Below are 26,001 nucleotides of genomic sequence, written 5' to 3' on the forward strand. Positions count from 1 at the left end.
CCTTCCTATTCCGCGAACACCGGGTCGGCGGGCATACGCCGCGACTCGTTCGGCACCGGGGTGGCGTAGGTGTAGTCGAAGAGCGTGGACACGTCCGGCTTCGGGCTGTTCTCCGCGAAGTCGGCGGCCTCGGCGACCTCGGCCTTGACCGATGCGGCGATCTCGTCGCGCAGGTCGTCGGTGAGGACACCGGCCTTGGTCAGCTGGGCGTCGAAGATCGTGATGGGGTCGTTCTCATCGGCGCGGGCCAGCTCACGCTGCTCGTCCGTGCGGTACTTGGCCGGGTCCACGACGGAGTGGCCCTTCTGCCGGTAGCTCCAGGCCTCCAGCAGGAACGGGGTCTGCTCCTCGCGGGCGCGCTCGACCAGGCGGGAGGCGGTGTCGCGGACGGCCAGGACGTCACGGCCGTCGACGCGCTCGCCCTCGATGCGGAAGGCGGCGCCGCGCTTGTACAGCTCGGGCTCGGCGGAGGACATCTCCACGGTCGTGCCCATGCCGGTGAAGTTGTTGATCACCACGAAGACGACCGGCAGGTTCCACAGCTTGGCGATGTTGAGGGACTCGTGCCAGGCGCCGATGTTGGTGGTGCCGTCGCCCATCTGGCACATGACGACCTCGTCGCCGCCGCGGTAGGTGACGGCGAGCGCCGCACCGGTGGCCAGGGGGAGCTGACCGCCGACGATGCCGTAGCCGCCGAGCATGCGGGTCTCGGTGTCGTACATGTGCATGGAGCCGCCCCAGCCCTTGGACACGCCGTCGACGCGTCCGTAGAGCTCGGCCATGACCCGCTTGGGGTCCATGCCCTTGCCGATCGCGTACCCGTGGTCACGGTAGTTCGTGAACAGGTAGTCGCGCTCCTGGAGGGCGGTCATCAGACCGACGACGGTGGCTTCCTCACCGAGGTTGAGGTGGCAGTAACCGCCGATGCGGGCCTGGGTGTAGGCCTGTCCGGTGCGCTCCTCGAAGCGTCGGATGAAGAGCATCTGCCGGTAGTAGTCGAGGAGGGTCTCCGGCTTCTCGTTGCCGATGCCGGTGTCCTTCCGGTTCCGGCGTCGGGACGCGGAGGCCCGGGCGGTGCCGCCCTTCGGCTTGGCCGTGTCAGCCATGGTGTGCCTTTCTACGTGCGCGGAGGCCGCGCGGCTACCGTCCTGTGGGTCGGATGACGCGGCCGGCCCGGACCCCGCTGTCAGGCGTGGTCCCGGCGCGTGCCGCCGCCGGGCTCATCGGCGGCGACACTGTGGCTGTTGCGGGGCGCGTCCGCTCGGGCCTGGCGGGGCCCGGGTGCGGACGCGAAGCGAATCGGGTCGCGTGTGCAGTTGTCGCGCCGCGACCCTTGACGGCATTGCTTCCCGGTCTGGGGTGCGGTAAGCATCCGCCGGGAGGTCGGCCGAGTTCGTTCACCGGCCGGATGAACAACCCCGTGCCACCAGGGGGCACGCGCGTGTGTGGTGTGACGTGCGTCGCGCACACTCTACGGTCTGATCGATGATCGATCAATACAACTTTAGGACAGAAACGCGAAGTTCGGTGCAAACCGCCAGGTGGCGACAGGAGTCGCCCAGGTGGGAGGGGGCGAGCGCGGTGGGGGAACCCCCGGCCCGGGGCCCGGTACGTGCCTAGCGGCTGCCCTCGTGGGTCCGCAGCGCCGCCTCCACGTAGTTCATGACATGGTCGCTGAGCATCTGCCCCACGGCGGGGTCGCCCTCGCGGAAGGCCCGTGTGATCTGCGCGTGGTCGGCGGCCTTGGCGTGCAGCTCCATGTTGAGCCAGCGCACCGACAGCGCCGTCCACACCTCGACTCCCAGGGACTCCCAGGTGTGCAGCAGCACGCTGTTGTCCGCGGCCCGCACGACCTCTCGGTGGAACTCCACGCTGTGCCGGATCTGCTCAGTGACGTTGCCCTCGGCGGTGGCGCGCTGAAGCGCCTCCACCTCGCGTTCCAGCACGGAGGGGTCGTCGGCCAGACGAGGCGCGGCCAACTGTGCGGCGACCAGCTCTAGACCGGCGCGGACGGGGTAGATCTCCGCCATGTCCTGGACCCCGAAGGCCCTGACCCTGGCCCCCTTGTTCGGCACGGTCTCGATGAGCCGCAGTGTCTCCAGCTCGCGGAGCGCCTCACGTACCGGTGCCTGGCTGACCTTCAGCTCCGTGGCGATCCTGCGTTCCACGATGCGCTCGCCGGGCTGCCACCGCCCGGACAGCAGACCCTCGACCAGTACCTGCCGGATCTGCTCCCTCAGTGGTTCGCGGGCCAGTTTCGAGGGATCGTCCGGCAACTGTGGGAGGTCGACCATCCAGGGCCCTTCCGTCTTCCGACCCGTGCGCGACCAGCACACGTGCCGACACACTCCAGCGTCTGACAAGCTCCTTGAAGGGTGCCACACGCGCACGTGTCCGCCGGACGCTCGGCCTCGAAGCGCTAACGGAACCCTCACGAACCGGTCGCGTGCTGGTGAAGCGCACCGGTCGCCGACGTGGGATTCCGGCAAAGTCCGAGGTGGAAGGGTCACACTTGGCCCGGGAAACCACCAACGAGGGCAACGGTCCGGGTAGGCTCGCATGTTGGCAATAACCACCCAAAGCCGTACGGAGAGTTACCCACGTCACGGTGATGGCCCGACGAGAGCGCCCTGACCTGCGCTGACCGAAGCAACTGCGGTAACGAGCGCCCACACAGACGCCACTGTCGACCAGTTCCGTTCCCTGGACGTCGAGCCTGTCCGGCGGCCGGTCACGACCACTGTGAACCAGTCCGAAGGTTCGACCGTCGAACGGGGTGTAAGGGGTGAACCCCCGGTACGTCACCAACACTCCGTGTCGGCCCCCGGGGACGTCAGGATCAGTCCCAACAACCGCGGCTAGCCCGTCCCCCACGCCTCAAGCAGTGCCACAGGCAGCCCACGACGTGTGAGACAGCACTGAGCACATGACGCAACCTTCGCGGACCCGGCACGTGGGGTCCAGACAGTCGACAACGCCGCACGAACCGGAGCGGCGCAAGCCGGATCCCGGACCCTACAGCGGCCCGATCCCCGTGGTGCCGAGCAAGGAGCTCGCGCCGGGGCCGCCCGTCGTGCGCGCGGTCAGGTGGCCGAGTGTGAGCGAGATCGCGTGGGGGCTGGCCTCCGACCGCATCGCGATCATGCTCTTCGTGGCGCTCATCGTCATGACGATGCTGGCCGCGGGGCCGCTGCATCCGGTCGACAACCTCCTCAACGAACTGCCGCGCCCCTACTGGGAGACGCTGCGCGAGCCGCTGATCTTCTGGCCGGACAACGTGGCCTCCCGTTACGTGGCCCTGCCGGTCCTGGGCGTCACCACGCTCCAGCTGGCCTACTGGCACCGCAGCTGGCGGCCGATCATCCTCGGGGCGGGTGGCGTCTTCGGGATGATGTCCCTGGTCTCCGTGATGAAGCTGATGTTCAACCGGGGCCACGCCAAGTACTACGACCCCGACTTCTTCGCCGGTGCGGGCAACGTCGCCTTCCCCTCCGGGCACGGCGCCAACGCGATCCTCATCTACGGCCTGGTGCTCTTCCTCATCATCAGGTTCGGTGCGGCCCGGCCCCACATCATCCGGCGGTTGGCCTACTGCATCGTGGGCATCGCGCTCCTCCAGTCGACCGTCTCGATCTACCTGCACTTCCACTGGTTCACGGACCTGGTGGCCGGGATGATCGCGGGCGGGTTCGCGCTGAGGCTCACGATCCGCCTGGACCGGATGATCCCGCACGGCCACACCGTGCAGTGGTGGCCCTGGTACGGCAGGGAGACCGAGACCGCCTCCTAGGGCCCCACCGCTCCCGAGAGGACCCCGCAGAGAACACCCGTCGAGACGCTCGGCGGGTGTTCTTCGTGTTCCGGCCCGGTTCGGGATACCCCTTAGGGGTATATTCGTCGGAGAGAGACGCGCGAACGGGGCGCGCTTGCGTGGTTCGGCGGCGCCGGGCGTGCAGGGTCGGAACCGGAGAGGGGTCGACATGACGATGGGTCAACATGGTGACGAGGAAGGTCACGCGCAGGAGGGACACACGGGCCTCGGAGGCAACAGTGGCCACGAGGGTCACGGCGGAAACGGTGGCCACGAGGGTCACGGCGGACACGGGGACCACGCCGCGATGTTCCGTACCCGGTTCTGGTGGAGCCTGCTCCTGAGTGTGCCCGTGGTCCTCACCAGCCACATGATCTCCGGGTGGCTCGGGTACCAGGTCCCCGACGCCCTCACCTGGGTGCCTCCGCTCCTGGGCACCGTCGTGTTCCTCTACGGCGGCTGGCCGTTCCTCGCCGGGGTCCCCGGGGAGCTGCGCGACCGCAGGCCGGGGATGATGACGCTGGTCGCGATGGCGATCACCGTGGCCTTCGGAGCCAGCCTGCTGGCCACCTTCGGGGTGGTCGGCATGGAGCTCGACTTCTGGTGGGAGCTGGTCCTGCTGGTCGTGGTGATGCTCCTCGGCCACTGGCTGGAGATGCGCGCCCTCGGGCAGGCCTCCGGCGCGCTGGAGGCCCTGGCCGCCCTGCTGCCGGACCGCGCCGAACGGGTCGGTCCCGACGGCGGTGTCGAGGAGGTCCCCGCCGCCGAACTCCGCGCCGGTGACACCGTCCTGGTCCGCTCCGGCGGACGGGTCCCCGCCGACGGCACCGTCGTCCGGGGCTCCGCGGCCGTGGACGAGTCCATGATCACCGGTGAGTCCCGCACGGTCACCCGCGCCGAGGACGACAGGGTGGTCGCCGGGACGGTCGCCACCGACTCCTCCCTGCGGGTCCGGGTGGACGCTGTCGGCGACGACACCACCCTCGCGGGTATCCAGCGCCTGGTCAGCGAGGCCCAGGACTCCAGGTCGCGGTCCCAGGCGCTGGCCGACCGCGCGGCCGCGCTGCTGTTCTGGTTCGCCCTCGCGGCCGCCGTGGTCACCGCGGTCGTGTGGGGGCTGGTCCTCGGTGAGGGCAGCCAGGCGGTCGAACGCACCGTCACGGTGCTGGTCATCGCCTGCCCCCACGCGCTGGGGCTGGCCATCCCGCTGGTCATCGCGATCTCCACGACCCTGTCGGCGCGCAACGGCATCCTGGTCAAGGACCGGCTGGCCCTGGAGCACACGCGGCTCGTGGACACCGTGCTCTTCGACAAGACCGGGACCCTGACCAAGGGCGCCCCGGCGGTCGGTGACGCCGACGCCGTCGACGGGTGGACCGCCGAACGGGTCCTGGCGCTGGCCGGGGCGGTCGAGGCCGACTCCGAGCACCCGCTGGCCAGGGCGATCGTCCGGGCGGCCGAGGAGGCGGGGCCGGTGCCCGAGGCCACGGACTTCCGTTCCCTCACCGGACACGGGGTACGGGCCGTCGTGGACGGGATCGAGGCCCACGTGGGCGGGCCCGCGCTCCTGGACTCCCTGGGCGTCACGGAACCCGCTGACCTCGCCGAACGCACCGGGTTCTGGCGCGACCGCGGCGCCACCGTCCTGCACCTCGTGGTGGACGGGTCCGTGGTCGGGGCGCTGTCCCTGGCCGACGAGGTCCGGCCCGAGTCCGCGTCGGCCGTCCGACGGCTCCAGGAGCAGGGGGTGCGCGTGGCCATGGTGACCGGTGACGCCCGCAACGTCGCCGACGCCGTCGCCACCGAGCTCGGCCTGGACGAGGTGTTCGCCCAGGTGCTGCCGGACCAGAAGGACGCCGTGGTCCGCGACCTCCAGGACAGGGGCCACCGGGTCGCCATGGTCGGTGACGGGGTGAACGACGCCCCGGCCCTGGCCCGCGCGGACGTGGGCATCGCCATCGGCGCCGGGACCGACGTGGCCATCGAGTCCGCCGGTGTGGTGCTGGCCTCCGACGACCCGCGAGGCGTGCTGTCCGTCCGGAGGCTGTCGCGGGCGGGCTACCGGAAGATGGTCCAGAACCTGGTCTGGGCCGCCGGGTACAACGTCGCGGCGGTCCCGTTGGCCGCCGGCGTGCTGGCGCCGGTCGGCATCGTGCTCGCACCCGCGGTGGGCGCGGTGCTGATGAGCCTGTCCACGATCATCGTGGCGCTCAACGCCCAGCTGCTCCGGGGGCTGGACCTGCGCCCCGCCGACTGATCCGGGGCAGGAGCGCCAAGTGTGGCAAGAGGGGCAAGTGTGGCAAGAGAGGAACGTTCGCCGGTCTGGACCTGCGGGGGACCGGGTGTCACCATTGTGAGTGCCGTGGACTCCCTCTTGTAGCGGGAGAGGGCCCACGGAGTCAGGCCGCCGCCCCGACCGGTTACGGGGCGGCGGCCGCCTCCTTCTCCCGCCGGGGCGGTTCCCGAAGCGGGCTCCGGTTGTTTCACGTGAAACAACCGGAGCCGGTCAGTCGCCCGCCAGGGCGTCCTCGCGGCGCCGTACGGGAGCCGGGTAGTCCATGCAGTGGCCCATCGCCCGGTGCCAGCGGTTGCCCCTCAGAGCCGGTTCGAGGGCGGCCAGCGCGGCCGCGTACTTGCTGAACCGGGCCTCACGGATTCCGAGCGCGTGCAGCCTCCGCTCCGTCGCGGTCAGTCCGCCCCGGGTCTTCACCTCCAACAGCACCAGGTCCGGCCGCATCCGCACCTCCCAGTCGCCCCGGTAGCCGACCAGGTCGCGGTCCACCGTCACCCGCTCCTCACCGGACAGGGCCACGACGGTGGTCCGCCGGTAGTCCGTCACCGCGGAGGGCACCAGGACGTCGGGCGGCGCGAGACGGCAGCGGCTCAGGGACCGGTCGAGGAAGTCGCGGGTTCGCCAGGTCAGACGGTCGACGGGAGAACCAGGGGGCAGTTCGACGCGGACCTTGTCGGTGATCCCGCGCGCCCCCTTCAGCTTCACCTCGAACATCGTCGTTCCGGTGTCCACATAGGAACGGGTGCGCACCTTGTAGCGCAGCCTCCGCCCCTGCCGGTGGTCGTGGAAGGTCCGCAGGTCCGGGGTGTCCAGGTAGGTGGACGAGTACAGGAAGGACGTCCGGCCGTCGATCTCCAGCACCCCGAACCCCCGCTCCGCCCCGTCGAACAGGGCGGGCACCAGATCGGCGGGGAGCAGGTACTTGCGGCAGGTGCGGGTGACCAGGGCGGCGCGTTCGTTGATCTCGGCCAGGGACACCGGGCGCAGACTCAGCGGCGCGGCTGCGGCTGCGGTTCCGGTTGCGGGGGAGAGTGCGGGGGTGGGGGAGGGGAGAGGTCTCAACGCCCACCCCACGGGCCGGTCGCGGCCTGGCGGCGCCCGGTGGGCCGTCCCGGGACCTCGGTCGGCCTCGGCTCCTGGAAGCGCACGTCCACCACCATGAGGTCGCGCACGTAGTCCACCTCCGTGACGTCCACGTGCCGCACCCGCCCGCGCAGCCGCCGCTCCAGGTCCTGCCGGAGCGCCGTCGGGTCCTCGTGCACCACGTCCAGGGTCATGATCCGCCGCTGGGTGCGGGCCAGCAGCTTCGGGTGACCGGCGGCGTACAGGGAACCCAGCAGCAGGGCGTTCAGACCCAGCATCAGCCACGGCGCCGGGGCGGCCACCGCGTTCACCAGACCGAGGGCGATCGCCACGAAGTAGTAGCCGATCTCCCCCTGGCTGATCAGGTCGGAGCGCAGCCGCAGGATCGACAGCACACCGAACAGCCCGAAGCCGACCGCCAGGCCCACCTCCTGCTGGGTCAGCATCGACACGACCGCGAAGATGCCGACGTTGAGCGCCACGTAGGCGAGCACCAGGTCCCGCCGACCGTGCCTGCGGAAGTAGAGGACGTAGGACAACACCGTGATCGCGGTCAGGTCGACCGCCAGAGCGAACCAGAACATGTCGACCATGGTGGGCAGCGCCGGTGAGGCGTTCATGAGACCCGCATGAGGGAACCCTCATGTTCGCCGGAGTTCGTCACCCGGGTACCCGGTGGCATGCGCGTCACCCGGGTCCCCTCTGGTCACCCGGCGGCACGCGGGGGCGGCCAGGTGGGCCGCCCCCGCCGAACGGATCAGCCGGTCAGCCGGTACCCCATACCCCGCACCGTGAGGATGCGGTCCGCGCCCACCTTGCGGCGCAGCGCCCTCACGAACACGTCCACCACGTTGGACCCGGGGTCGTAGTCGTAGCCCCACACGTGCGACAGCATCTGCTGGCGGGTCATCACCTGCCCCTGGTGCCGCATGAGCAGCTCCAGCAGCGCGAACTCCCGGGCGGTGAGGTCCACCGATTCCTCACCCACCTCGACCCGGCGGGTCCGCAGGTCCAGCCGGAGCCCACCCGCGTGCAGCACCGTCAGGTCCGGGGCGCGCTCCGTGCGCATCCGCAGCCGGACCCGCGCCAGCAGTTCCTCGAACCGGAACGGCTTGGTCACGTAGTCGTCCGCGCCGATCTCCAGACCCGTCACGGTGTCCCGCACCCCGTCCCGGGCGGTCAGGATCACCACGGGGACGTCCACCCCCAGGGCGCGCACCCGGCGGAGCACGTCGAACCCGTCGGTGTCCGGCAGACCGAGGTCCAGCAGCATGAGGTCGAACCCGCCGGTGACGGCGTAGTCCACCGCCTCGGCCCCGGTGCCCACCACCGTGGTGGTGAACCCGCTGGCGGTCAGTCCCTTCTGGACGAAGGAGGCGATCCGCTCCTCGTCCTCGACGATGAGTACACGGCTCACAGGTGTTCCCTTCCAACGCGGCCGTCAACGGGGGTCAGGGGGATGACGAGGGTGAACGTGGAGCCCGCACCGGGTGCCGAGACCAGGTCCACCCGGCCGTGGTGCGCCTCGGCGATGGCGCGGACGATGGCCAGGCCCAGCCCGGCGCCCCGGTCGCCGCGCGCGGTGCGGCCGCCCCGGGAGAAGCGCTCGAAGATGCGGCCGTGCTCCTCGGCGGGGATACCGGGGCCGTGGTCGGCCACCCACAGGCGCACCTCGGAACCGCTGACCCGCGAACCGGTGCGCAGGGTGGAGCCGGGGGCGGTGTGCCGTACGGCGTTGGCCGCCAGCTGCACCATCGCCTGGGTGACGCGCTGGGGGTCCAGGTACGCGGTCTCCTCCGCCAGCGACTCCAGCCGCCAGTCGCGGTCGCCGAGCTGACGCACCTTCGCGTCGATGTCGCTGGTGAGCTCGGCCAGGGAGACGGGTTCGGGGTGGACGAAGTCGGGCTGTTGGGCCTTGGCGAGCAGCAGCAGGTCCTCCACGATGCGGCCCATTCGGTCGAGCTCGTCGGTGACCAGCCGGACCACCTCGCGGCGCTCCTCGGGGTCGTCTCCCATGAGCTCCAGGTGGCCGCGCACGATCGTGATGGGAGTGCGCAGTTCGTGCCCGGCGTCGTCGACGAACCGGCGCTGTTCGGTGAAGGCGCCCTCCAACCGGTCCAGCATGCTGTTGAACTGCTCGGCCAGCGCCGCGATGTCGTCCCGACCGGACACCTCGATGCGCTGGGTGAGGTCCTCCTCGGAGATCTCCGCGGCGGTCTGCCGGACCAGCCGGACGGGGGCGAGGATGCGGCCCGCCACCCACCATGCGGCGGTGGCGGCCGCGAGCAGCCCGCCCAGACTGACCAGGGCCAGGGTGCCCATGGTCCCGGCCGAGGTGTCGTCGTCCTGGGCGGTGAAGTAGCCGATCACGAACCATCCCGCCGGTCCGCCGTCGCCCTGCGGCGGCAGCGCGCGGATCTTCTCCCACTCGACCGGCCCGGCGGGGGTGTCCAGGACGCCCCGGGCGTCGGGGGTGTCCAGGATCGCCTCGACCTTCGCGGGGTCGGCGGACAGGTCGTACGGGGGCTCCTGCCCCTGCCGGATGCGGCCGGTGACGGGCTCGGCGGAGCCCCGGCTCCCGCGCGACGCCGACCTCTCGCCGTCCGCGGCGCCCTCCTCGGGTTCGTCGACCCAGCCGAAGAGGATCTCGGAGTCCTCGGGGAACTGGCGTTCCAGGTGGACCCGGATGAGGGAGGAGACGTCGCTGAAGGCGGAGCCGGTGCCGGGGTCGACGCCCACCGCCGCGAACTCCTGGAACTCGGCGATCTCCTGGTCCAGGGCGCGGTCGACCCGCTCGTCGGTCCGGGCGGTCAGCGCGCTCCAGGTGACCACGTTGACCAGTACGAGGACGGCGGCCATGAGCAGGACCACCCACGCGGTGATGAGCAGCCGGGCGGGCACCCGACGGCGTTGGGGCAGTTCGGGCTGGGGGCCGCGCAGGACGAGGGTCGGGAACACCGAGGTGCCGCCCGACGACGGTGGCGGTGCGGCGTTCCCCGACCCCCTGGGTCTGGACCGGCCGGGCGGGACGTTGACGGTGGTGGCGTCGGGATCGGCGTGGCGGTCCGACCCGTCCCCGTCCGTCCCCCGCTGACGGTCAGTCGTCATCGTCGTCCCCGTTCTCGTACCGCGTGTCCAGGCAGGCCTCCCACCAGCTCTCCCACTGCTCCTCGCCCCAGGCCTCGTGGCCGGTGCCCCCGTCGAGGCAGTCGAAGGGGAACCCGGTCGGCGGCTCGGGTGAGGGGTTGGCGGAGGGTTCGGGTGAGGGGCCCCCGGAGGTCTCCCCGCCGCCCCCCTCATGGTCGGTGACCGGTGGGGGAGGGCTGACCACGTCGTCGTCGGGATCGGTGGAGGCGGTGGCCTCGGGCGACTCGCCGAGCACCACCTCGGAGGCGCGCCCGGGGTCCGGGTCGCGCAGGAACAGCGCCCACAGCAGGGCGACGACCGAGACGGCGACGACTGTCAGCGCCCCGACCGCCAGCGGCACCAGAGGTGATCTCATGAAGCAGAGCCTCCCCGACGAAGGCGGCGTCCGCATGAAGCGGACATGAGGAAGTCTTCATGATCCCAGGTCGGGGCGTGCCACGAGGGGTGGGACCCGGCATGCTGGGAACGGCGGCCGCGCTCAGGGAGTCAGCGGGTCCGCCGCTTCCCCCGGGCGAACGGGGCGACGTCGACCGCGTCACCGCCGGGGTCCGTCCGGCACTGGGGGAGCCGGGTTCGCCGCGGTCCCGCAGCCGGACGGGAGGGCCGGGTCAGTAGCGGCGGCCGCGCAGCTCGGCGACGAGCACCGCCGCCTGGGTACGGCGCTTGAGGTCCAGCTTGGCCAGCAGCGCCGAGACGTAGTTCTTCACGGTCTTCTCGGCCAGGTACAGCCGTTCGCCGATCTGCCGGTTGGTCATGCCCTCGCCGATGAGGTCGAGGATCTGGCGCTCCTGCGGGGTCAGCTCCGCCAACGGGTCCGGCTCGGCCTGGGCTCCGCGCAGCCGCTCCAGCATGGCGCCGGTGCTGCCCGAGTCCAGCAGGGAGCCGCCCGCCGCGACCGTGCGCACCGCGCCGACCAGGTCCGCGCCGTGGATCTGCTTGAGCACGTATCCGGCGGCCCCGGCCATGACGGCGTCGTACAGCGCGTCCTCGTCCGCGAAGGACGTGAGCATCAGGCAGGCGATCCCGGGGTGGTCGGACCGGATCTCACGGCACACCTGCACGCCGGAGCCGCCGGGCAGGCGCACGTCCAGCACGGCGACGTCGGGCAGGACCACGGGGATGCGTGACAGCGCCTGCTCGGCGGTCCCGGCCTCACCGACGACGGTCATGTCGTCCTCGGTCTCCAACAGCGCGGCCACACCGCGCCGGACGACCTCGTGGTCGTCGACGAGGAAGACCCTGATCGGCTTTCGGGCACCCTCGGCTCCACCGTCGGTCATCGCGGACCTCCCTCGTCTCGTGTCCGTACGCACATGACACCACTCCGAGGAAGACGTTAACGCCTACGGGGGGCACGGAGGGAGCCTTAAGGCACCGAACTCCCCGGGCGAAGGTCCCGTAAACGGACAAAGGGCGGGACCGGGGAGCAAAGCGCCTGGTGACGGCTGGTGCGGGTGTGACTACCGTCGCCGCATCGTCACCATCTCGTCACCCGGAGCCCGGAGCCGGGAACCCGTGACCCAGCCGGGCACCGGACCCCGGAGCCGGGGCCGGTGCCCGCGCGTCACGGCCGACGCCCCACCCAGGGGCTGGCGAGCTCGAAGGCGCGGCAGGCCCGGAGCACGCGCTCGTCGGAGTGCCGGGGGCCCACCACCTGGAGGCCGATCGGCAGACCCGACTCGCTGAACCCGCACGGCACGCTGGCGGCGGGCTGCTGGGTCATGTTGAACGGGTAGCTGAACCCGGCCCAGGAGGTCCACCGCTTCCCGGACAGCTCCGGCGGCGACTCCAGCCCGGCCTCGAAGGCCACGATCGGCATGGTGGGGGTGAGCAGCAGGTCGTAGGACTCGTGGAACCGCCCCATCCGCGCGCCCATCGCCATCCGCAGCGCCATCGCCGTCAGGTAGTCCTGCGCCGAGTAGGTGACGCCCTCCTCGATGATCTCCCGCAGGCCGGGGTCCTGGAGGTCCCGGTCCCGGTCGGTGAGATGCTCGGTGGCCTTGGCCGCGCCCGAGTACCAGAGCACGTGGAACTCCTCCAGGGAGCCCGGCAGGCCGGGGTCGGCCTCCTCCACCTCGGCGCCCAGCGAGGCGAACACGCCCACAGCGTCGGCCACCGCACGGGCCACCTCGGGGTCCACGTCCAACCCGCCCAGGGTGGGGCTGTAGGCGATCCGCAGCCCGCGGACCAGCTCCTCCGGTTCGGTGCCGCGTCCCGCCTCGGCCAGGCCGGGGCCCGGGGTCGGCATCGCCATCCAGTCCCGGGCGTCGAACCCGGAGACGACGTCCAGCATCAGCGCCAGGTCACCCACGGTCCGCGCCATCGGGCCGGTGTGCGCGAGCGACCCGAACGGGCTCGCCGGGAAGTGCGGCACCAGGCCCCAGGTGGGCTTGATCCCGCAGATGCCGGTGAAGCTGGCCGGGATGCGGATGGAGCCGCCTCCGTCCGTCCCGGTGGACAGCGGGCCCATCCCGGCCGCCACCGCCGCAGCCGAACCCCCGCTGGAGCCGCCCGGCGTGGTGGACAGGTCCCACGGGTTACGCGTGATCCCGGTGAGCGGGTTGTCGGTGACGCCCTTCCAGGCCAGCTCGGGGGTGGTGGTCTTGCCGACGAACACCGCTCCCTGCTCGCGCATCCGCGCCACCACCGGGGAGTCCTCCTCCCACGGCCCCTCCTGCGACGAGGTCACCGACCCCTTGAGGGTGGGCCACCCCTTCGTCAGGTGGATGTCCTTGACCGAGGCGGGCACCCCGTCCAACCGTCCCTCGGGCTCGCCGCGCCGCCACCGCTCGGCGGAGGCGCGGGCCGCCTCGCGTGCCTCCTCGGGGCGGACCAGGCAGAACGCGTTCAGGGCCGGGTTGTCCTGCTCGATGCGTTCGAGTACCGCGTCCACCGCCTCCACGGGGGAGAGCTCCCCGGTGGAGTAGGCGTGGAGCAGTTGTTCGGCGGACAGGTCGGCCGGTGTCACGGGTTGCCCCGCGCGCGCCGCGGGGACGCCGCGCGGGGCTCCCGTGTCAGCACCGGCGGAGCCTTCGGCCGTACCGGCCGCACCAGCGTCATCGGTCCCGGCCCGGTCGGAACGGATCGTCACTTCAGCCTCCCAAGTCACGCGAGGGGTCAGCCGGGTACGTAGCCCCGGCTCTTGTCCACGACGTTGCGCGGTCCCCGCCCGTCCAGGTAACGGGCGAGGTTGTCCAGGAACAGCTCCAGCAGGTCCTCCCGCCAGCCGACGACGTCACCGGACATGTGCGGCGACACGACGGAGCCGGGCAGCCCCCAGAGCGGGTTGATGGCCTTGAGCGGTTCCCGTTCGAAGACGTCCAGTGCCGCACCGGCGATCGCGCCCCTGTCCAGGGCGGCGACCAGGTCGGACTGGACGACGATGGGGCCGCGCGCGATGTTGACCAGCCGCGCGGTGGGTTTCATCAGGTCGAGGAACTCCCGGTCGACCAGGCCCCGGGTGGACTCGGTGAGCGGGGCGGCGACGACCACGTAGTCGGCCTCGGGGAGCTCGTCGAGCAGGGTGCGCCCGCTGTCGGCGCCGGGTCCGGCGAGGCTGGACTCCGCGACGGAGCCGAAGTCGGGGTCGCCGTCGCGGGCGTGGCTGCCGGAACCGCGCACGTCCATGCCCACCGCGGTGAGCTTGCGGGCGATCGCGCGGCCGATGGGGCCGGTGCCGACCACGAGGACGCGCCGACCGGCCACCCGCTCGGTCTCGCGGTGCCTCCACTGGCGTTCTCGCTGGAGGTCCCAGGTGCCCTGGAAGTCCTTGGCGAAGGAGATGACCAGACCGAGGACGTACTCGGCGATGTGCTCGTCGAACACCCCGCGCGAGTTGGTGACGAGGACGTTGCTCTCCACCAGCCCGGGGAACATCAGGTTGTCCACGCCGGTGGTGGCCGCGTGCACCCACTTCAGGGAGTCGGCCTTGGACCAGGAGTCGGCGAGCGCCTCGGTGAACAGGTCCCACACGAGCAGGACGTCCGCACCGGGAAGGGTGGCGGAGAGTTCGTCGGCGGTGGCGTAGACGACCTCGCCGAGTCCCGGGTGGTCGTCTATGCGCTCGTGGCCCGGCGGGAGGTCCTCGCCTCGGAGGACGACGAGACGCGGTCGTTGGGGCACGGACGGGCTGGTGGTGGAACTGTTCACGGGCGCGCTTTCCGGTTGCGACGGTGTTCTGACGTGCTGATCCTGTCGTCGGATGGGTGGTTCCGCCCTGCACGGGAAACGCTAGGGAGCCGACATAGGATTGTCAACAATCCACAAAACGCCCGTTTCGGGCCTATGCGGAGTGTTTCGCGGAGGCGTCCAACGTCTTCCCGGGGTGTCAACGACCCGCACCGACGCTGCCGACATACCCGCACGTCCCGGTGTCTATTGCCGTACTCGGCAGGTAGATCGTAAGATTGTCGACAATCAACACTTCCACAAGACACAGAGGGATCCGGAAGAAGAAACGTCGTCGGAGGGACACCACTTGCCCAGGTACATGACCGTCACCCTCGCCAAGCGCGGGGTCTCCTGTGTGGCGGAACTGCTCGAGAAGGACGCGCCCCGTACCTGCGAGGCGGTGTGGAACGCCCTCCCGCAGGGTGACGCCGTCCAGCACGCCAAGTACGCGCGCAACGAGGTCTACACGATGGTCCCGAGGTTCGCCGACCCCGAACCGGGCCAGGAGAACCCCACCGTCACACCGATCCCCGGCGACATCGTCTATTTCTCCTTCGACGAGGGCATGCTCGACCGCACCTTCAAGGAGGACAAGGGGATCGAGGGCCTGGCCGGCGTCATCGACCTCGCCCTGTTCTACGGGCGCAACAACCTGCTGCTCAACGGCGACGTGGGCTGGGTCCCCGGGAACGTGTTCGCGACCGTCGTGGAGAACCTGCCCGCCATGGCCGAGGCCTGCAACGACGTCTGGCGCTCCGGCAGCGTCGGCGAGCGCCTCCTGTACGAGCGGCTCGAACGCTGACGGGCCCGCGCGGAGGACCCCGCCCCGAGGAGAAGGCCCCGGGGCCGCGCAGACCCCACGAACCGACCGAGCCGACAACAGTACTGGGAGGTGAGTGACCGATGCGGACCGAAGAAGACCGACCGGCCCACGAGGACGGTGCCGTACCCGTGGCCCACGCCGCGACCCCGTTCACGGGAGGTCCCACCCCGCCCCCACCGCCCGCGCCGCACGAGGTCGTCGAACTGTCGGCGGACACACTGACCCCCTGGCAGTCGGCGGTCGGCGTCGTGGCGCCCTACGACTTCGCGCTCGACCGCGAACTGTGGCGCTGGGCTCCGGACGACGTCTCCCTGCTCATCACCCGCCTGCCGTTCGTGCGCATCCCCGTGACGGTCGACCAGGCCGCGGCCCTCAGCAAGGGCAAGGGCGTGACCAAGGCGGTCCGCGCCCTCATGGCACCCGAACCCCTCGCGATCGGCTACGCCTGCGCCTCGGGCAGCTTCGTCCACGGCGCAGAGGGAGAGAGTGAGCTGCGAAGAACCATGCGGGCCGCGGGCGCCCCGGCCGCCGTCACCACTTCGGGCGCGCTGATCGACGCCCTGCGAGCTCTGGAGGCGGACCGGATCGCCGTGGTCACGCCGTACGTGGACAGCGTGACCGACCGCCTGCTCGACTACCTCGCCGAACACGACGTGGGGGTCACCTCCAGCGTCGGACTCGGCCTGCTCAGCCACATCTGGAGGGTCACCTACGCCGAGGTCGCCAGGGCGGTGCACGAGGTGGACCGCCCCGACGCCCAGGCCGTGTTCATCAGCTGCACCAACGTCCTCACCTACGACATCATCGCGCCCCTGGAACAGGAGCTGGGCAAGCCGGTGATCGCGGCCAACCAGGTCACCATGTGGGACCTGCTGCGGGCCGCCGACCGCCGGGCCGTCGCCCACGGACAGCGGCTGATCGACGCGACGGCCCCCAGCGCCGTCTGAACGACCGCCCGGGAGAGCGCCCGCGAGCCAAGGAGAATCATGACCCGAGTAGGAATCCTCTATCCCGGTCACAGCGCCGAGGACGACTACAGGACCTTCGCCGACACGCTCGGCGGGGACGTCGAGCTTCCCGTCGTGCACACGCTCATGCGCGAGGACGCCCACCGGGTGGACGCCCTGCTCGACGTGGGCAGTGAGGGAGTCCTCGCCAAGGGCGCGCAGGAGCTCGGCGGCCTCAAGGTCGACTCCGCAGTCTGGGCCTGCACGAGCGGCAGTTTCGTGTTCGGCTGGGAGGGTGCCCGGCGCCAGGTCCAGGGCGTGCAGGAGGCGACGGGCGTCCCGAGTTCGAGCACGTCGTTCGCGTTCGTGCACGCCCTCAGCCAGTTGCGCGCGTCCCGGGTCGCCATCGCCGCCACCTACCCCGACGACGTCGCCCAGCGCTTCGTGGAGTTCCTCACCGACGCGGGGGTGGAGGTGATGTCCCTGGCCAGCCACGGGATCGCCACGGCCGCCGAGGTCGGCTACCTCGACCCCGACGACGCGCTCGACTTCGTCATCACCAACGACCACCCCAGGGCCGAGGCGGTCCTGGTCCCGGACACCGCCCTGCACAGCGCCGACCTCATCGAACCGATGGAGGCGCTGCTGGGCAAGACGGTGCTCACCGCCAACCAGGTCAGTGTCTGGGAGGGCCTCCGGCTCGCCGGCCGGTGCGAGGCCCGGTCCGGCCCCGGGACGCTCTTCCGTTCCGGAGCCTCCGTGGTCAGGAGTGCCTTCGGGGCCGGTTAGCCTCAGGGCCAGCCCACGCCCGGTTCGTCACCTTTGCACCGTCGTTCAGAAGGGAACACCATGTCAGCCCCCGGCCAGCTCAGACCCGTCCCCAGGCGTTCCACCGCCGAGCTGATCGCCGACCAGCTGAGGTCGGCGATCATGTACGGCTCCCTCGCACCCGGGGACCAGCTCGGCGAGGCCGAACTGGCGGGGAGACTGGGCGTGAGCCGGGGGCCGCTCCGAGAGGCCATGCAGCGCCTGGTCCAGGAGGGGCTGCTCCGCAGTGAACGGCACAGGGGCCTGTTCGTGCGCGAGCTGACCCCCGACGACGTCCGCGACGTCTACGTGGCCCGGCTCGCGGTGGAGCGGACCGCCTGCGAGCTGATCATGCGGGGCAACCGGGGGGAGGCCCTGGCCCGCCTCACTCCCGCCGTGGACCGGCTGGGGGGGGGCGCCNACCGCCATGAGCGACGCAGACCAGGAGTTCCACCGGACCCTGGTCAGCTGCTCGGGTAACTCGCGCCTGGAACGCATGGCCCAGACGCTCCTCGTGGAGACCCGGATGTGCCTGACCGTGATGCAGGCCGTCTACCCCGAACCCCAGGAGCTCCTCGACGAGCACCGCCGCATCCTGGACGCGATCGTGGACGGTGAGGAGGAGCGGCTGCTCACGCTGATCGAGTCCCACATGGTCGACACCGTCGCCCGGATCAACGCGGAGACCGGCGCCGGGTCCTGACGGCCGGCACCGGAGCTCGGAGGCGGACGCCCGCGTCGCGTCCGCCGGTTCCTCGCGGCACCGAGGCCGAGGGCCGCCCCGCGCCCTCACGGGGAACCCCCGGCGAACCCCCGGCGCCGGGAAACGGCACCGGGGGCTGACACCGCGTGGGCCCACCCCACCGGTCGGACCCACACGCGGATCAGACGAGCCCGCCGATCCCCACGTACTTGGTGTCCAGGAACTCGTCGATGCCCACACGGCCGCCCTCGCGGCCCAGACCCGAGTGCTTGACCCCGCCGAACGGCGCCGCCGGGTTGGACACCACACCCTGGTTGAGGCCGACCATGCCGGTCTCCAGGGCCTCGCTGACCCGCATGGCCCGGTTCAGGTCCCGGGTGTACAGGTAGCTGACCAGGCCGAACTCGGTGTCGTTGGCGGCTCGGACCGCCTCCTCCTCCGTCTCGAACGTCAGCACCGGGGCCACCGGACCGAAGATCTCGGTGGTGGACAGCTCCGCCGCGAACGGGACGTCGGCCAGCACGGTCGGCTGGTAGAAGTGCCCCGGGCCGTCGCCGGGGCCGCCGCCGACGAGCACGCGCGCGCCCCGCCGCACCGCGTCGTCCACCAGCCCCTGGACCTTGTCCCGGGCCTTGTCGTCGATCAGCGGGCCCACGTCCGTTCCGTCGTCCAGCCCCCGACCCAGCCGGAGCGCGCCCATGCGCTCGCTGAGCCGCCGGGAGAACTCCTCCGCGATCCCGGACTGCGCGTAGATGCGGTTGGCGGCCGTGCAGGCCTCACCGATGTTGCGCATCTTGGCGAGCATCGCCCCGTCGACCGCCGCGTCCATGTCGGCGTCGTCGAACACCAGGAACGGCGCGTTCCCGCCCAGCTCCATGGAGGTGCGCAGGACCTGGGGCGCGCTCTGCTCCAGGAGCTTGCGGCCGACCGCGGTGGAACCGGTGAAGGACAGCTTGCGGATGCGGCCGTCCGCCAACAGGGGCTCGGTGATCGCGCCGGGGTCGGAGGTGGGCAGGACGCTGAGCACGCCCTCCGGCAGCCCCGCCTCCCTGAGGATCCCGGCCAGCGCCAGAGCCGAGAGCGGCGTCTGTTGGGCGGGCTTGAGGATCATCGTGCACCCGGACGCGATGGCCGGGCCGATCTTGCGGGTGCCCATCGCCATGGGGAAGTTCCAGGGGGTGATGAGCATGCAGGGGCCCACCGGCTGGCGCATGATCAGGAAACGCGACTTGCCGTCCGGCGAGGTGGCGAACCCGCCCTCGATCCGCACGGCCTCCTCGGAGAACCAGCGGAAGAACTCGGCGGCGTAGGCGATCTCCCCCCGCGCCTCGGCCAGCGGCTTGCCCATCTCCAGCGTCATGAGGACGGCGAGCTCCTCCTGCCGTTCCATGAGCAGCTCGAAGCTCCTGTGGAGGATCTCACCGCGCTCGCGGGGCGCGACCCTGGCCCACCCCGGCTGGGCCCGCGCCGCGGCGTCCAGGGCCTCCATGGCGTCCTCCCGGCCCGCGTCCGCGACGTCGCACAGCACCTTGCGGGTGGACGGGTCCTCGACCTCGAAGGTCGCGCCGGAGGAGGCGTCCCGCCACTTCCCGCCGAGAAATAGTTTCTTGTCCACCTGTGCGACGACCCGTGCTTCGCGATCCGACATGTTCTCTCCTCCGTCGACGGGCCGCCCCGGGCATGGGACGGCCTGTGGTCAGAACTGCCCGACGTGCGTCCGCTGGACACCGCCGCGCCCCGGATGTTTCCATAGCAGCGTCGATTGTCAACAATCCTACGGAACTCGACACAAGGAATTGAGGCCACCGCATGGCGGAGCTCTCCCCGGTTCTCAAGCAGGCGACACCGGTCGTCGCGGCGCGAGGCGAGGGTGTCTACATCTACGACGAGGACGACCGTCGTTTCCTCGACTTCACCGCCGGGATCGGCGTGACCAGCACCGGGCACTGCCACCCCAGGGTGGTGGCCGCCGCACAGGAGCAGGTCGCGACGCTGATCCACGGCCAGTACACCACCGTGATGCACCGGCCCCTGCTGCGACTCACCGAACGTCTCGGAGAGGTGCTGCCCGAGGGGATCGACCGCCTGTTCTACGTGAACTCGGGCAGTGAGGCCGTGGAGGCGGCGCTGCGCCTGGCCCGCCAGGCCACCGGCCGCCAGAACGCCGTGGTCTTCCAGGGTTCCTTCCACGGGCGCACGATGGGCGCCGCCTCCCTCACCACGTCCGGGGTGAAGATCCGCGCGGGGATCGGCCCGCTCGTCCCCGGTGTGGTGGTCGCGCCCTTCCCGTACGCCTACCGGCTCGGGATGTCCGAGGAAGAAGCGGTGGCGTACGCGCTGCGCGAGCTCGACTACCAGTTCGCGACGGTGACCTCCCCGCAGGACACCGCCGCCGTGTTCATCGAGCCCGTCCTCGGTGAGGGCGGTTACGTGCCCGTCCCGGACGCCTTCCTCCAGGGGCTGCGGGAGCGCGCCGACAGGCACGGGTTCCTGCTGGTCATGGACGAGGTCCAGACCGGCTTCGGTCGCACGGGCACGTTCTGGGGGCACGAGCCCTCCGGTGTGCGCCCGGACATCGTCATCACCGCGAAGGGCCTGGCCAGCGGCTTTCCGCTGTCCGCGATCGCCGCCCCGGCCGCGATCATGGACAAGGCCTGGCCGGGTTCCCAGGGCGGCACCTACGGCGGCAACGCGGTCTCCTGCGCGGCTGCCCTCGCCACCCTGGACGTCATCCAGGAGGAGAACCTGGTGGAGAACGCGGCCCGCCAGGGCGAGCGGCTCCAGCAGGGCCTGGCCAAGATCGCCGAGTCCCATGCGGGCATCGGCGACGTCCGAGGCCGCGGCCTGATGCGGGCCAACGAGTTCGTCAGGGCCGACGGGACACCCGACGGCGACGCGGCCCAGCGCGCCCAGCAGGCCGCCGCCAAGAACGGGCTGCTGCTGCTCACCTGCGGCCCGGCGGGCAACGTGGTCCGCTTCATCCCGGCCCTCGTGGTCAACGGCGAGCAGATCGACACGGCCCTCGAGCTGTGGGCGGCCTCTGTGGAGGAGAGCCAGTAGGCACCTGTGGGGCGCCGACCGCGCGTCGGCGCCCCATGGCCCGGGTCACACCGGAAAACGGCGCAAAGGCACTCCAGCACCGTGATAGAGTCGGAGACGTCGCAAGGGAGAGCCTAGCTCAACCGGGCGACACACAACTGAAGACCTGCACTCGTAGCTCAATGGATAGAGCATCTGACTACGGATCAGAAGGTTGGGGGTTCGAGTCCTCCCGAGTGCACCACCTTGAGACAGTGGAGAAGCCGCCCGAACTGCGCAAGCAGCTCGGGCGGCTTCTTTTGTGGCATGGCCAGGAGATCCGGCGGCCCTGGCGTTCGGCCAGGGGCGCCGGGGTGAGTCCGGGGTGCGGCCGACTGCCTGACGGCTTGATCCAGCACCGTGTCCGGCGCTCAGTCAGTGACGCTGCTCCGGGACTGGTAGAGCAGGTCCTGGTACTCGGGGTGACGGGCGATCCAGCCTGCGAAGAAGGGGCAGGTCGCCAGCACCCGCAGGCGTGCGGAGCGCGCCTCGTCGAGGGCCGTGCGGACCAGGGCGGACCCGACCCCGCGCCCCTCGTACTCCGGAGCGACCTCGGTGTGCACGAACGCGACGAGCTCCTTCGTGCGGATGTACCCCGCGATGCCCGCGACCCCGGACTCTCCGTCGACGCGGGCCTCGTAGCGCTTGGCCTCGGGCACGTCGTTCACCTTGACCGCCATGGGTCCTCCTTCTTGATGGATCGGCCGGGCGGTTGGCCACCCGATCGGCTTGGTGTTCGAACTCGTTCACGCGCGGGATCCGAGGTGGGACGGGTCGTCGGCAGAAGGCGACCCGCCCGATCGGTGCTGTTGGTGGGAGTGTCAGGCGTCGGCGCGGGAGGCCAGCAGCTGGGTCTCCCAGGCGAAGGCGACGCCGGTGGCGCCACCGTGCTGCTCCAGGATTCCGGTCATGGCCGACACGGTCTCCTCGCGGGCCCAGTCGCGCTGCCACTCGCCCGCCACGGCCAGCCAGGTGATCGGCACCACGCCGGCCTGGACCATGCGCCGGACGGCCATGTCGTGGGACTCCGCCGAGGCGCCGCCCGACGCGTCGGTGACGGCGAAGACCTCGTAGCCCTCGCCCGCCGCCTGGATCGCGGGCATGGCCAGGCAGATCTCGGTCCAGAGACCGGCGATGACCAGCTTCTTCCTGCCGGTCGCCCGGACGGCGTCGACGACGCGCTCGTCCTGCCAGGTGTTGATGAACGTCCGGTCGATCGGCTTCTGCTCCGGGAACACGTCCTGAAGCCCCTTGATGAGGTAGCCGCCGCGCTCCTCCAGCACGGTCGTCAGGACGGTCGGAACGTCGAACGCCTTGGCGGCCTTGGCCAGGGCGACGGCGTTGTTGACGACCATCGACGGCTCGTGGCTGTTCAGGTTGGCGAACTGGAACGGCTGGTGGTCGATCAGGACGAGAACGCTCTCCTCCGGGGTCAGCAGTGCCTGTAGTCCGTTCTTGGCTTTGGTGCTCACAGGGGGTCCCTTCCAGGGGGTGATCCGGGGCTCGGCCGGGGCACCGTCCATCTCCGCGCAGGCGCCAGGGATGCACGCGAGAGTGACGACACATCCCCACCGATTTAGGTGATGCGTCATCCAAATTAGCATCATTGGATGATGCGTCAACCTTTTGGTTTCCGAGGCGCGACCTCTGCCCAATAGGTTGATGCATCATCTACTATGCGGATGATGTGTCAACCACTCCTCCGGGTGGCGCAGCGACGGAAGCGAGAAACGATGACCCTCACATCAGAGACGAACTGGCCCGGCCTGCGGGTCTCGGACTGGACCCCCACCCGGGACACCCTGCACATGTGGACCCAGATCGTGGGCAAGATCCGCATGGCCCACGCACCGCTGGTCAACCACTGGTGGCAGGTGACCCTCTACGTCAGTCCGCGCGGGTTGACGACGTCGGCCATCCCGTACCGCAGCGGGGCCTTCGAGATCGAGTTCGACTTCGTCGGCCACCAGCTTGAGGTCCGCAGCAGTGACGGCGGGACGCGGAGCTTCCCGCTGCGGCCGATGCCGGTCGCCGAGTTCTACTCCCGGATCCTGGACGCGCTCGGCCGACTCGGGATCGAGGCACCGATCCGCCCCCATCCCAACGAGGTCGACCCGGCGATCCCCTTCGCCGAGGACGACGAGCACGCCTCCTACGACGCCGAGGCGGCCACCCTCTTCTGGCGTCAGCTGTTGCAGGCGAACCGGGTGATCGGCGAGTTCCGGTCGCACTTCGTCGGCAAGGTCAGCCCGGTGCACTTCTTCTGGGGAGGGATGGACCTCGCCTGCACCCGCTTCTCCGGACGGTCGGCTCCTCCGCATCCGGGCGGAGCGCCCAACTGCGGGGACTGGGTCATGGTCGAGGGCTACTCCCGGGAACTGTCCAGCTGCGGGTTCTGGCCCGGTGGTGGCGAGGAGGGCGCCTTCTACTCCTACGCCTACCCGGCCCCCGACGGGTTCGCCGACCAGCCGGTCGGCCCCGAAGGCGCGTACTACAGCACCGAGTTCCAGCAGTTCCTGCTGCCCTACGAGGTGGCCCGCGCCGCACCCGACCCCGACCGCGCGGTCGCCGAGTTCCTCCGCACCACCTACGAGGCCGCCGCGGATCGCGGGCACTGGGACCGCCCCGCACTGGAGGACGACCCCCTCCGGTGGGACGGGGCCTGAACCGGCAGGTCACGGCGGTCGTCGACGCGCGGAGGGGTCTCCCCTCCGCCGTCCTCGGGTGGATGAGGTGTCAACTTCTTCGTTAAACTGCGCGCATGAACGAGACACCACGCTGGCTGGATGCGGACGAGAAGGCCGCGTGGGACGGCTTCATCCACATGCAGGAGACGCTCATCGGGCGGCTCTCCCGTCTCCTTCAGGCCGATTCCGGAATGTCCGCCTCCGACTTCATCGTGCTCGTCAACCTCACTGAGACCAGCGACGGAAAGATGCGCATCCTGGAACTGGCCAAGCTCGTGAACTGGGAGAAGAGCCGCATGTCCCACCAGGTCCGGCGGATGACGAAGCGCGGTCTCGTGGCCAGGGAAGAGTGCCCCGACGACGCTCGCGGAGCGTTCATCGTCGCCACCCCGGCGGGCTACGAGGCGATCGAGGAGGCCGCTCCCCTCCACGTCGAGCACGTGCGCCGACTGTTCATCGAGGCCCTCACCCCGAACCAGCTCAGCACGTTCGCCCGGCTCTCCCGGCGCGTCTCGGACCACATGGAGAAGCAGTCCGACTGAGCGGACGTCGTCCCTCACTGTCGACGCGCCCGTCTTTGACCGGCGGCAGGTGAGACGACCCCGCCCGTCCCGCGTGGACGGCGCGCCCGGTCGCGGCTCAGGCCGGGGCGCGGTCACCGGTGCGCGGCAGCCGGACCCCGGCCAGGGCCTCCAGCTGGTCCCACACCGACTCCAGCGCGTCCGGGGGAGGTGACTGGGTCAGCGGGTTCGGGGTCAGGCGGACCGGCCACCCCTTGACCCCGCCGCTCGGGGAGTAGAGGTCGCCTCCCTGGGCCAGGGGGTCGGTGAGGGCGCGCAGGGCGGACCAGGCCGCGGCGTCCTTGCCCTGGGCCCACAACGTGTAGGGGTTGCGCTGGATGGGGATCGTCTCGTCCCGGATCCCCGGGCGGCGCGGTGTCCGGGCGTCCACACCGACCCCCGGGCGCGAGACCAGTGAGGCCACCGGCGTACCCGCCGCCCTCAGCCGACGGTCGAGTTCGTAGGCGAACATCTCCGTGACCGCCTTGCTCCGGGTGTAGGCGAGGACGCCGACGCGGGAACCGTGCCGCACGTCCCGGACCCCCTTGCGCAGCAGGTCCACGAACGACGTCGAGGTGTGCACGATCCTCGCGGTCGCGCCGTGCTCACGCGCGGTTCGTGCCATGAGCGGGAGCGTCCCCGCCACCAGCCCCACGTTCGCTCGCACGTGGGTCGCCAGGAGCATCGACAGGCCGTCCGGGGTCCGGTCGGCGGCGCGCAGCGACATGGAGCCCCCGTTCAGCAGCAGCCCGTCGAGGCGTTCGTACTCCGCGAGCTCCGAGACGGCCGCGGCCGTCGACTCCGGCGACGCGAGGTCCAGGAGCAGCGAGCTCAGACTCGCGTCCGGCACCTGCGCGCGGATCGCGGCCTCGGCGGTGCCCAGACGTTCGGCCGAACGCCCCGCGAGCACGACGTGCGCGCCTGTTCCGGCGAGCCGTTCGGCCGCGAAGTAGCCGATGCCCGCGGTCGCCCCGGTCACCACCAGCGTGCGTCCGCGCTGTTCGGGCAGTACTTCGGGGTCCCAGTCCATGGCGCCTCTCCCATCAATCGGATGACTTATCCGCTTACTGTAACAGCAAATCGGATGATCTATCCGATTCGGCTAGGATGTCCCCATGAACGCACTGCGCGCTGACGCCGCCCGTAGCCGCGAGCGCATCCTGGAGGTCGCGCGGCGGAGCGATCCCAAGGACCTGCGCCTCAACGAGATCGCCCGTGAGGCGGGTGTGGGGGTCGGGACCGTCTACCGCCACTTCCCCACGTCCCATGCGCTCGTCGAGGAACTCACCGTGGAGACCCTGGGCCGCCTGCGGGAGCTCACCGCGCGGGCCTGCGCCGACCCGGACCCGGGGCGCGGGTTCGACGTGGCCCTGCGCGCCGTGGTCGACCTGCACCTGGAGGCGGGCGGCCTCCAGGCGGTCCTGCTCGCCAACGACGACGTGAGCGAGGAGGTGGCGGAGCTCAAGGCCTCGATTTTCGGCGAGCTCACCGATCTGCTCGACAGGGCGAAGGAGAGCGGCGCGATCCGCGGGGACCTGACGACGGCCCAGGTCGAGCGCCTGGCCTGCGGGATCGAACACGCCATCCGCCTGGGGACGCCGGAGGACTGCGACGTCTTCGTGGACACCCTCGTCGCGGGCCTGAGGCCGCCCGCCGCGGCCCCGCCCGCACACTGATCCCGGCCCCGGGGGGGAGGAACCGCCGCGCCCGACTCCCTCCGAGTCCGGCCCCGGGGCGACGGCCCGAGCCCGTGTCGGAGGAGTCGACGAGCTGGTCTCCGGCTTGAGCGGCCGAAGGGTCCAAGGGCAGCGGCCCCGTCGGTACGTCGGAAGCTCCGCGCGGGCTTGCGTGAGCCCGTCGCCCCGGGTTGTCTTACCGGGACCCACGCCCCC

At 71.0% G+C, this 26,001-nt stretch carries 23 protein-coding genes, 1 tRNA gene and 1 pseudogene; 11 read left to right on the plus strand and 14 right to left on the minus strand.

The window, feature by feature from the left end; all coding sequences use genetic code 11:
- Positions 1 to 5: 5 nt before the first annotated feature.
- Together pdhA and D452_RS0119165 are read right to left on the minus strand one after the other, a co-directional pair.
- The gene (gene pdhA / locus D452_RS0119160) at positions 6 to 1,106 is read right to left on the minus strand and encodes a pyruvate dehydrogenase (acetyl-transferring) E1 component subunit alpha (protein WP_017545762.1); all 1,101 of its coding nucleotides are present in this window, start codon (positions 1,104 to 1,106) and stop codon (positions 6 to 8) included.
- 510 nt (positions 1,107 to 1,616) lie between these two features.
- Positions 1,617 to 2,294 carry a GntR family transcriptional regulator gene (locus D452_RS0119165; protein WP_017545763.1) on the minus strand — a complete coding sequence of 226 codons (678 nt, stop codon included), beginning with the start codon at positions 2,292 to 2,294 and terminating at the stop codon, positions 1,617 to 1,619.
- A 779-nt stretch (positions 2,295 to 3,073) separates the two neighbouring features.
- On the opposite strand from D452_RS0119165, the gene D452_RS0119170 reads away from it, so the two are divergent.
- On the plus strand, positions 3,074 to 3,790 hold the full coding sequence (locus D452_RS0119170; protein WP_017545764.1) for a phosphatase PAP2 family protein: 717 nt from the start codon (positions 3,074 to 3,076) through the stop codon (positions 3,788 to 3,790).
- Between the two features lie 328 nt (positions 3,791 to 4,118).
- Positions 4,119 to 6,068 (plus strand): heavy metal translocating P-type ATPase, encoded by a 1,950-nt coding sequence (locus tag D452_RS0119175; RefSeq protein ID WP_026129471.1) that lies wholly within the window; start codon positions 4,119 to 4,121, stop codon positions 6,066 to 6,068.
- A 249-nt stretch (positions 6,069 to 6,317) separates the two neighbouring features.
- Here D452_RS0119175 and D452_RS0119180 read toward each other — a convergent pair whose 3' ends face one another.
- The 8 genes from D452_RS0119180 to D452_RS0119215 all read right to left on the minus strand — a co-directional run bounded on the left by D452_RS0119180 (position 6,318) and on the right by D452_RS0119215 (position 14,483).
- On the minus strand, positions 6,318 to 7,178 hold the full coding sequence (locus D452_RS0119180) for a polyphosphate polymerase domain-containing protein (protein WP_040694276.1): 861 nt from the start codon (positions 7,176 to 7,178) through the stop codon (positions 6,318 to 6,320).
- Positions 7,163 to 7,771: a DUF4956 domain-containing protein gene (locus D452_RS0119185; RefSeq protein ID WP_040694300.1), complete on the minus strand. Its 609-nt coding sequence runs from the start codon at positions 7,769 to 7,771 to the stop codon at positions 7,163 to 7,165. Before D452_RS0119185 ends, D452_RS0119180 begins: the two co-directional genes overlap by 16 nt.
- A 173-nt stretch (positions 7,772 to 7,944) precedes the next feature.
- Positions 7,945 to 8,604 (minus strand): response regulator transcription factor, encoded by a 660-nt coding sequence (locus D452_RS0119190; RefSeq protein ID WP_017545768.1) that lies wholly within the window; start codon positions 8,602 to 8,604, stop codon positions 7,945 to 7,947.
- Positions 8,601 to 10,295: a sensor histidine kinase gene (locus D452_RS0119195; RefSeq protein ID WP_026129473.1), complete on the minus strand. Its 1,695-nt coding sequence runs from the start codon at positions 10,293 to 10,295 to the stop codon at positions 8,601 to 8,603. Before D452_RS0119195 ends, D452_RS0119190 begins: the two co-directional genes overlap by 4 nt.
- Positions 10,285 to 10,689, minus strand: coding sequence for a hypothetical protein (locus D452_RS0119200; protein ID WP_040694279.1), 405 nt, complete (start codon positions 10,687 to 10,689; stop codon positions 10,285 to 10,287). Before D452_RS0119200 ends, D452_RS0119195 begins: the two co-directional genes overlap by 11 nt.
- Before the next feature lie 253 nt (positions 10,690 to 10,942).
- A complete protein-coding gene (locus D452_RS0119205) occupies positions 10,943 to 11,614 on the minus strand; it encodes a response regulator (protein ID WP_017545771.1) in 672 nt (223 codons plus the stop codon).
- Between the two features lie 284 nt (positions 11,615 to 11,898).
- Positions 11,899 to 13,425 (minus strand): amidase, encoded by a 1,527-nt coding sequence (locus D452_RS0119210; RefSeq protein ID WP_017545772.1) that lies wholly within the window; start codon positions 13,423 to 13,425, stop codon positions 11,899 to 11,901.
- 26 nt (positions 13,426 to 13,451) lie between these two features.
- Positions 13,452 to 14,483 (minus strand): D-2-hydroxyacid dehydrogenase, encoded by a 1,032-nt coding sequence (locus D452_RS0119215; protein ID WP_017545773.1) that lies wholly within the window; start codon positions 14,481 to 14,483, stop codon positions 13,452 to 13,454.
- A 340-nt stretch (positions 14,484 to 14,823) separates the two neighbouring features.
- On the opposite strand from D452_RS0119215, the gene D452_RS0119220 reads away from it, so the two are divergent.
- The 4 genes and pseudogenes from D452_RS0119220 to D452_RS28645 all read left to right on the plus strand — a co-directional run bounded on the left by D452_RS0119220 (position 14,824) and on the right by D452_RS28645 (position 17,784).
- Complete coding sequence (locus D452_RS0119220) at positions 14,824 to 15,306, plus strand: DUF3830 family protein (protein WP_017545774.1); 483 nt, start codon at positions 14,824 to 14,826, stop codon at positions 15,304 to 15,306.
- A 101-nt stretch (positions 15,307 to 15,407) separates the two neighbouring features.
- The gene (locus D452_RS0119225) at positions 15,408 to 16,274 is read left to right on the plus strand and encodes a maleate cis-trans isomerase family protein (protein ID WP_017545775.1); all 867 of its coding nucleotides are present in this window, start codon (positions 15,408 to 15,410) and stop codon (positions 16,272 to 16,274) included.
- 39 nt (positions 16,275 to 16,313) lie between these two features.
- Positions 16,314 to 17,063, plus strand: a complete 750-nt coding sequence (locus D452_RS0119230) for a maleate cis-trans isomerase family protein (RefSeq protein WP_017545776.1) — start codon at positions 16,314 to 16,316, stop codon at positions 17,061 to 17,063.
- Between the two features lie 60 nt (positions 17,064 to 17,123).
- Positions 17,124 to 17,784, plus strand: a pseudogene (locus D452_RS28645) (GntR family transcriptional regulator).
- A 181-nt stretch (positions 17,785 to 17,965) separates the two neighbouring features.
- Here D452_RS28645 and D452_RS0119240 read toward each other — a convergent pair.
- Positions 17,966 to 19,432, minus strand: a complete 1,467-nt coding sequence (locus D452_RS0119240) for an NAD-dependent succinate-semialdehyde dehydrogenase (RefSeq protein ID WP_017545778.1) — start codon at positions 19,430 to 19,432, stop codon at positions 17,966 to 17,968.
- 161 nt (positions 19,433 to 19,593) lie between these two features.
- Between D452_RS0119240 and D452_RS0119245 the strand changes: the two genes are divergently transcribed.
- The gene (locus tag D452_RS0119245) at positions 19,594 to 20,844 is read left to right on the plus strand and encodes an aspartate aminotransferase family protein (protein WP_017545779.1); all 1,251 of its coding nucleotides are present in this window, start codon (positions 19,594 to 19,596) and stop codon (positions 20,842 to 20,844) included.
- 147 nt (positions 20,845 to 20,991) lie between these two features.
- A tRNA-Arg gene (locus tag D452_RS0119250) sits at positions 20,992 to 21,067 on the plus strand.
- Between the two features lie 166 nt (positions 21,068 to 21,233).
- On the opposite strand, the gene D452_RS0119255 is transcribed toward D452_RS0119250, so the two are convergent.
- On the minus strand, positions 21,234 to 21,542 hold the full coding sequence (locus D452_RS0119255; protein WP_017545780.1) for a GNAT family N-acetyltransferase: 309 nt from the start codon (positions 21,540 to 21,542) through the stop codon (positions 21,234 to 21,236).
- Between the two features lie 141 nt (positions 21,543 to 21,683).
- Positions 21,684 to 22,334, minus strand: a complete 651-nt coding sequence (locus tag D452_RS0119260; RefSeq protein WP_026129474.1) for a hydrolase — start codon at positions 22,332 to 22,334, stop codon at positions 21,684 to 21,686.
- Between the two features lie 261 nt (positions 22,335 to 22,595).
- Between D452_RS0119260 and D452_RS0119265 the strand changes: the two genes are divergently transcribed.
- Together D452_RS0119265 and D452_RS0119270 are read left to right on the plus strand one after the other, a co-directional pair.
- Positions 22,596 to 23,528 (plus strand): DUF5996 family protein, encoded by a 933-nt coding sequence (locus D452_RS0119265; protein ID WP_017545782.1) that lies wholly within the window; start codon positions 22,596 to 22,598, stop codon positions 23,526 to 23,528.
- Between the two features lie 95 nt (positions 23,529 to 23,623).
- Positions 23,624 to 24,091 (plus strand): MarR family winged helix-turn-helix transcriptional regulator, encoded by a 468-nt coding sequence (locus D452_RS0119270; protein WP_017545783.1) that lies wholly within the window; start codon positions 23,624 to 23,626, stop codon positions 24,089 to 24,091.
- Positions 24,092 to 24,188: 97 nt separating this feature from the next.
- On the opposite strand, the gene D452_RS0119275 is transcribed toward D452_RS0119270, so the two are convergent.
- Entirely contained in the window at positions 24,189 to 25,139 is a 951-nt protein-coding gene (locus D452_RS0119275) for an SDR family NAD(P)-dependent oxidoreductase (protein ID WP_017545784.1), read from the minus strand.
- Between the two features lie 85 nt (positions 25,140 to 25,224).
- Between D452_RS0119275 and D452_RS0119280 the strand changes: the two genes are divergently transcribed.
- Positions 25,225 to 25,785, plus strand: coding sequence for a TetR/AcrR family transcriptional regulator (locus tag D452_RS0119280; RefSeq protein ID WP_017545785.1), 561 nt, complete (start codon positions 25,225 to 25,227; stop codon positions 25,783 to 25,785).
- Positions 25,786 to 26,001 lie beyond the last annotated feature (216 nt).

This window comes from Nocardiopsis prasina DSM 43845 (assembly GCF_000341265.1).
In the GTDB taxonomy this organism is placed as follows: Bacteria; Actinomycetota; Actinomycetes; order Streptosporangiales; family Streptosporangiaceae; genus Nocardiopsis; species Nocardiopsis prasina.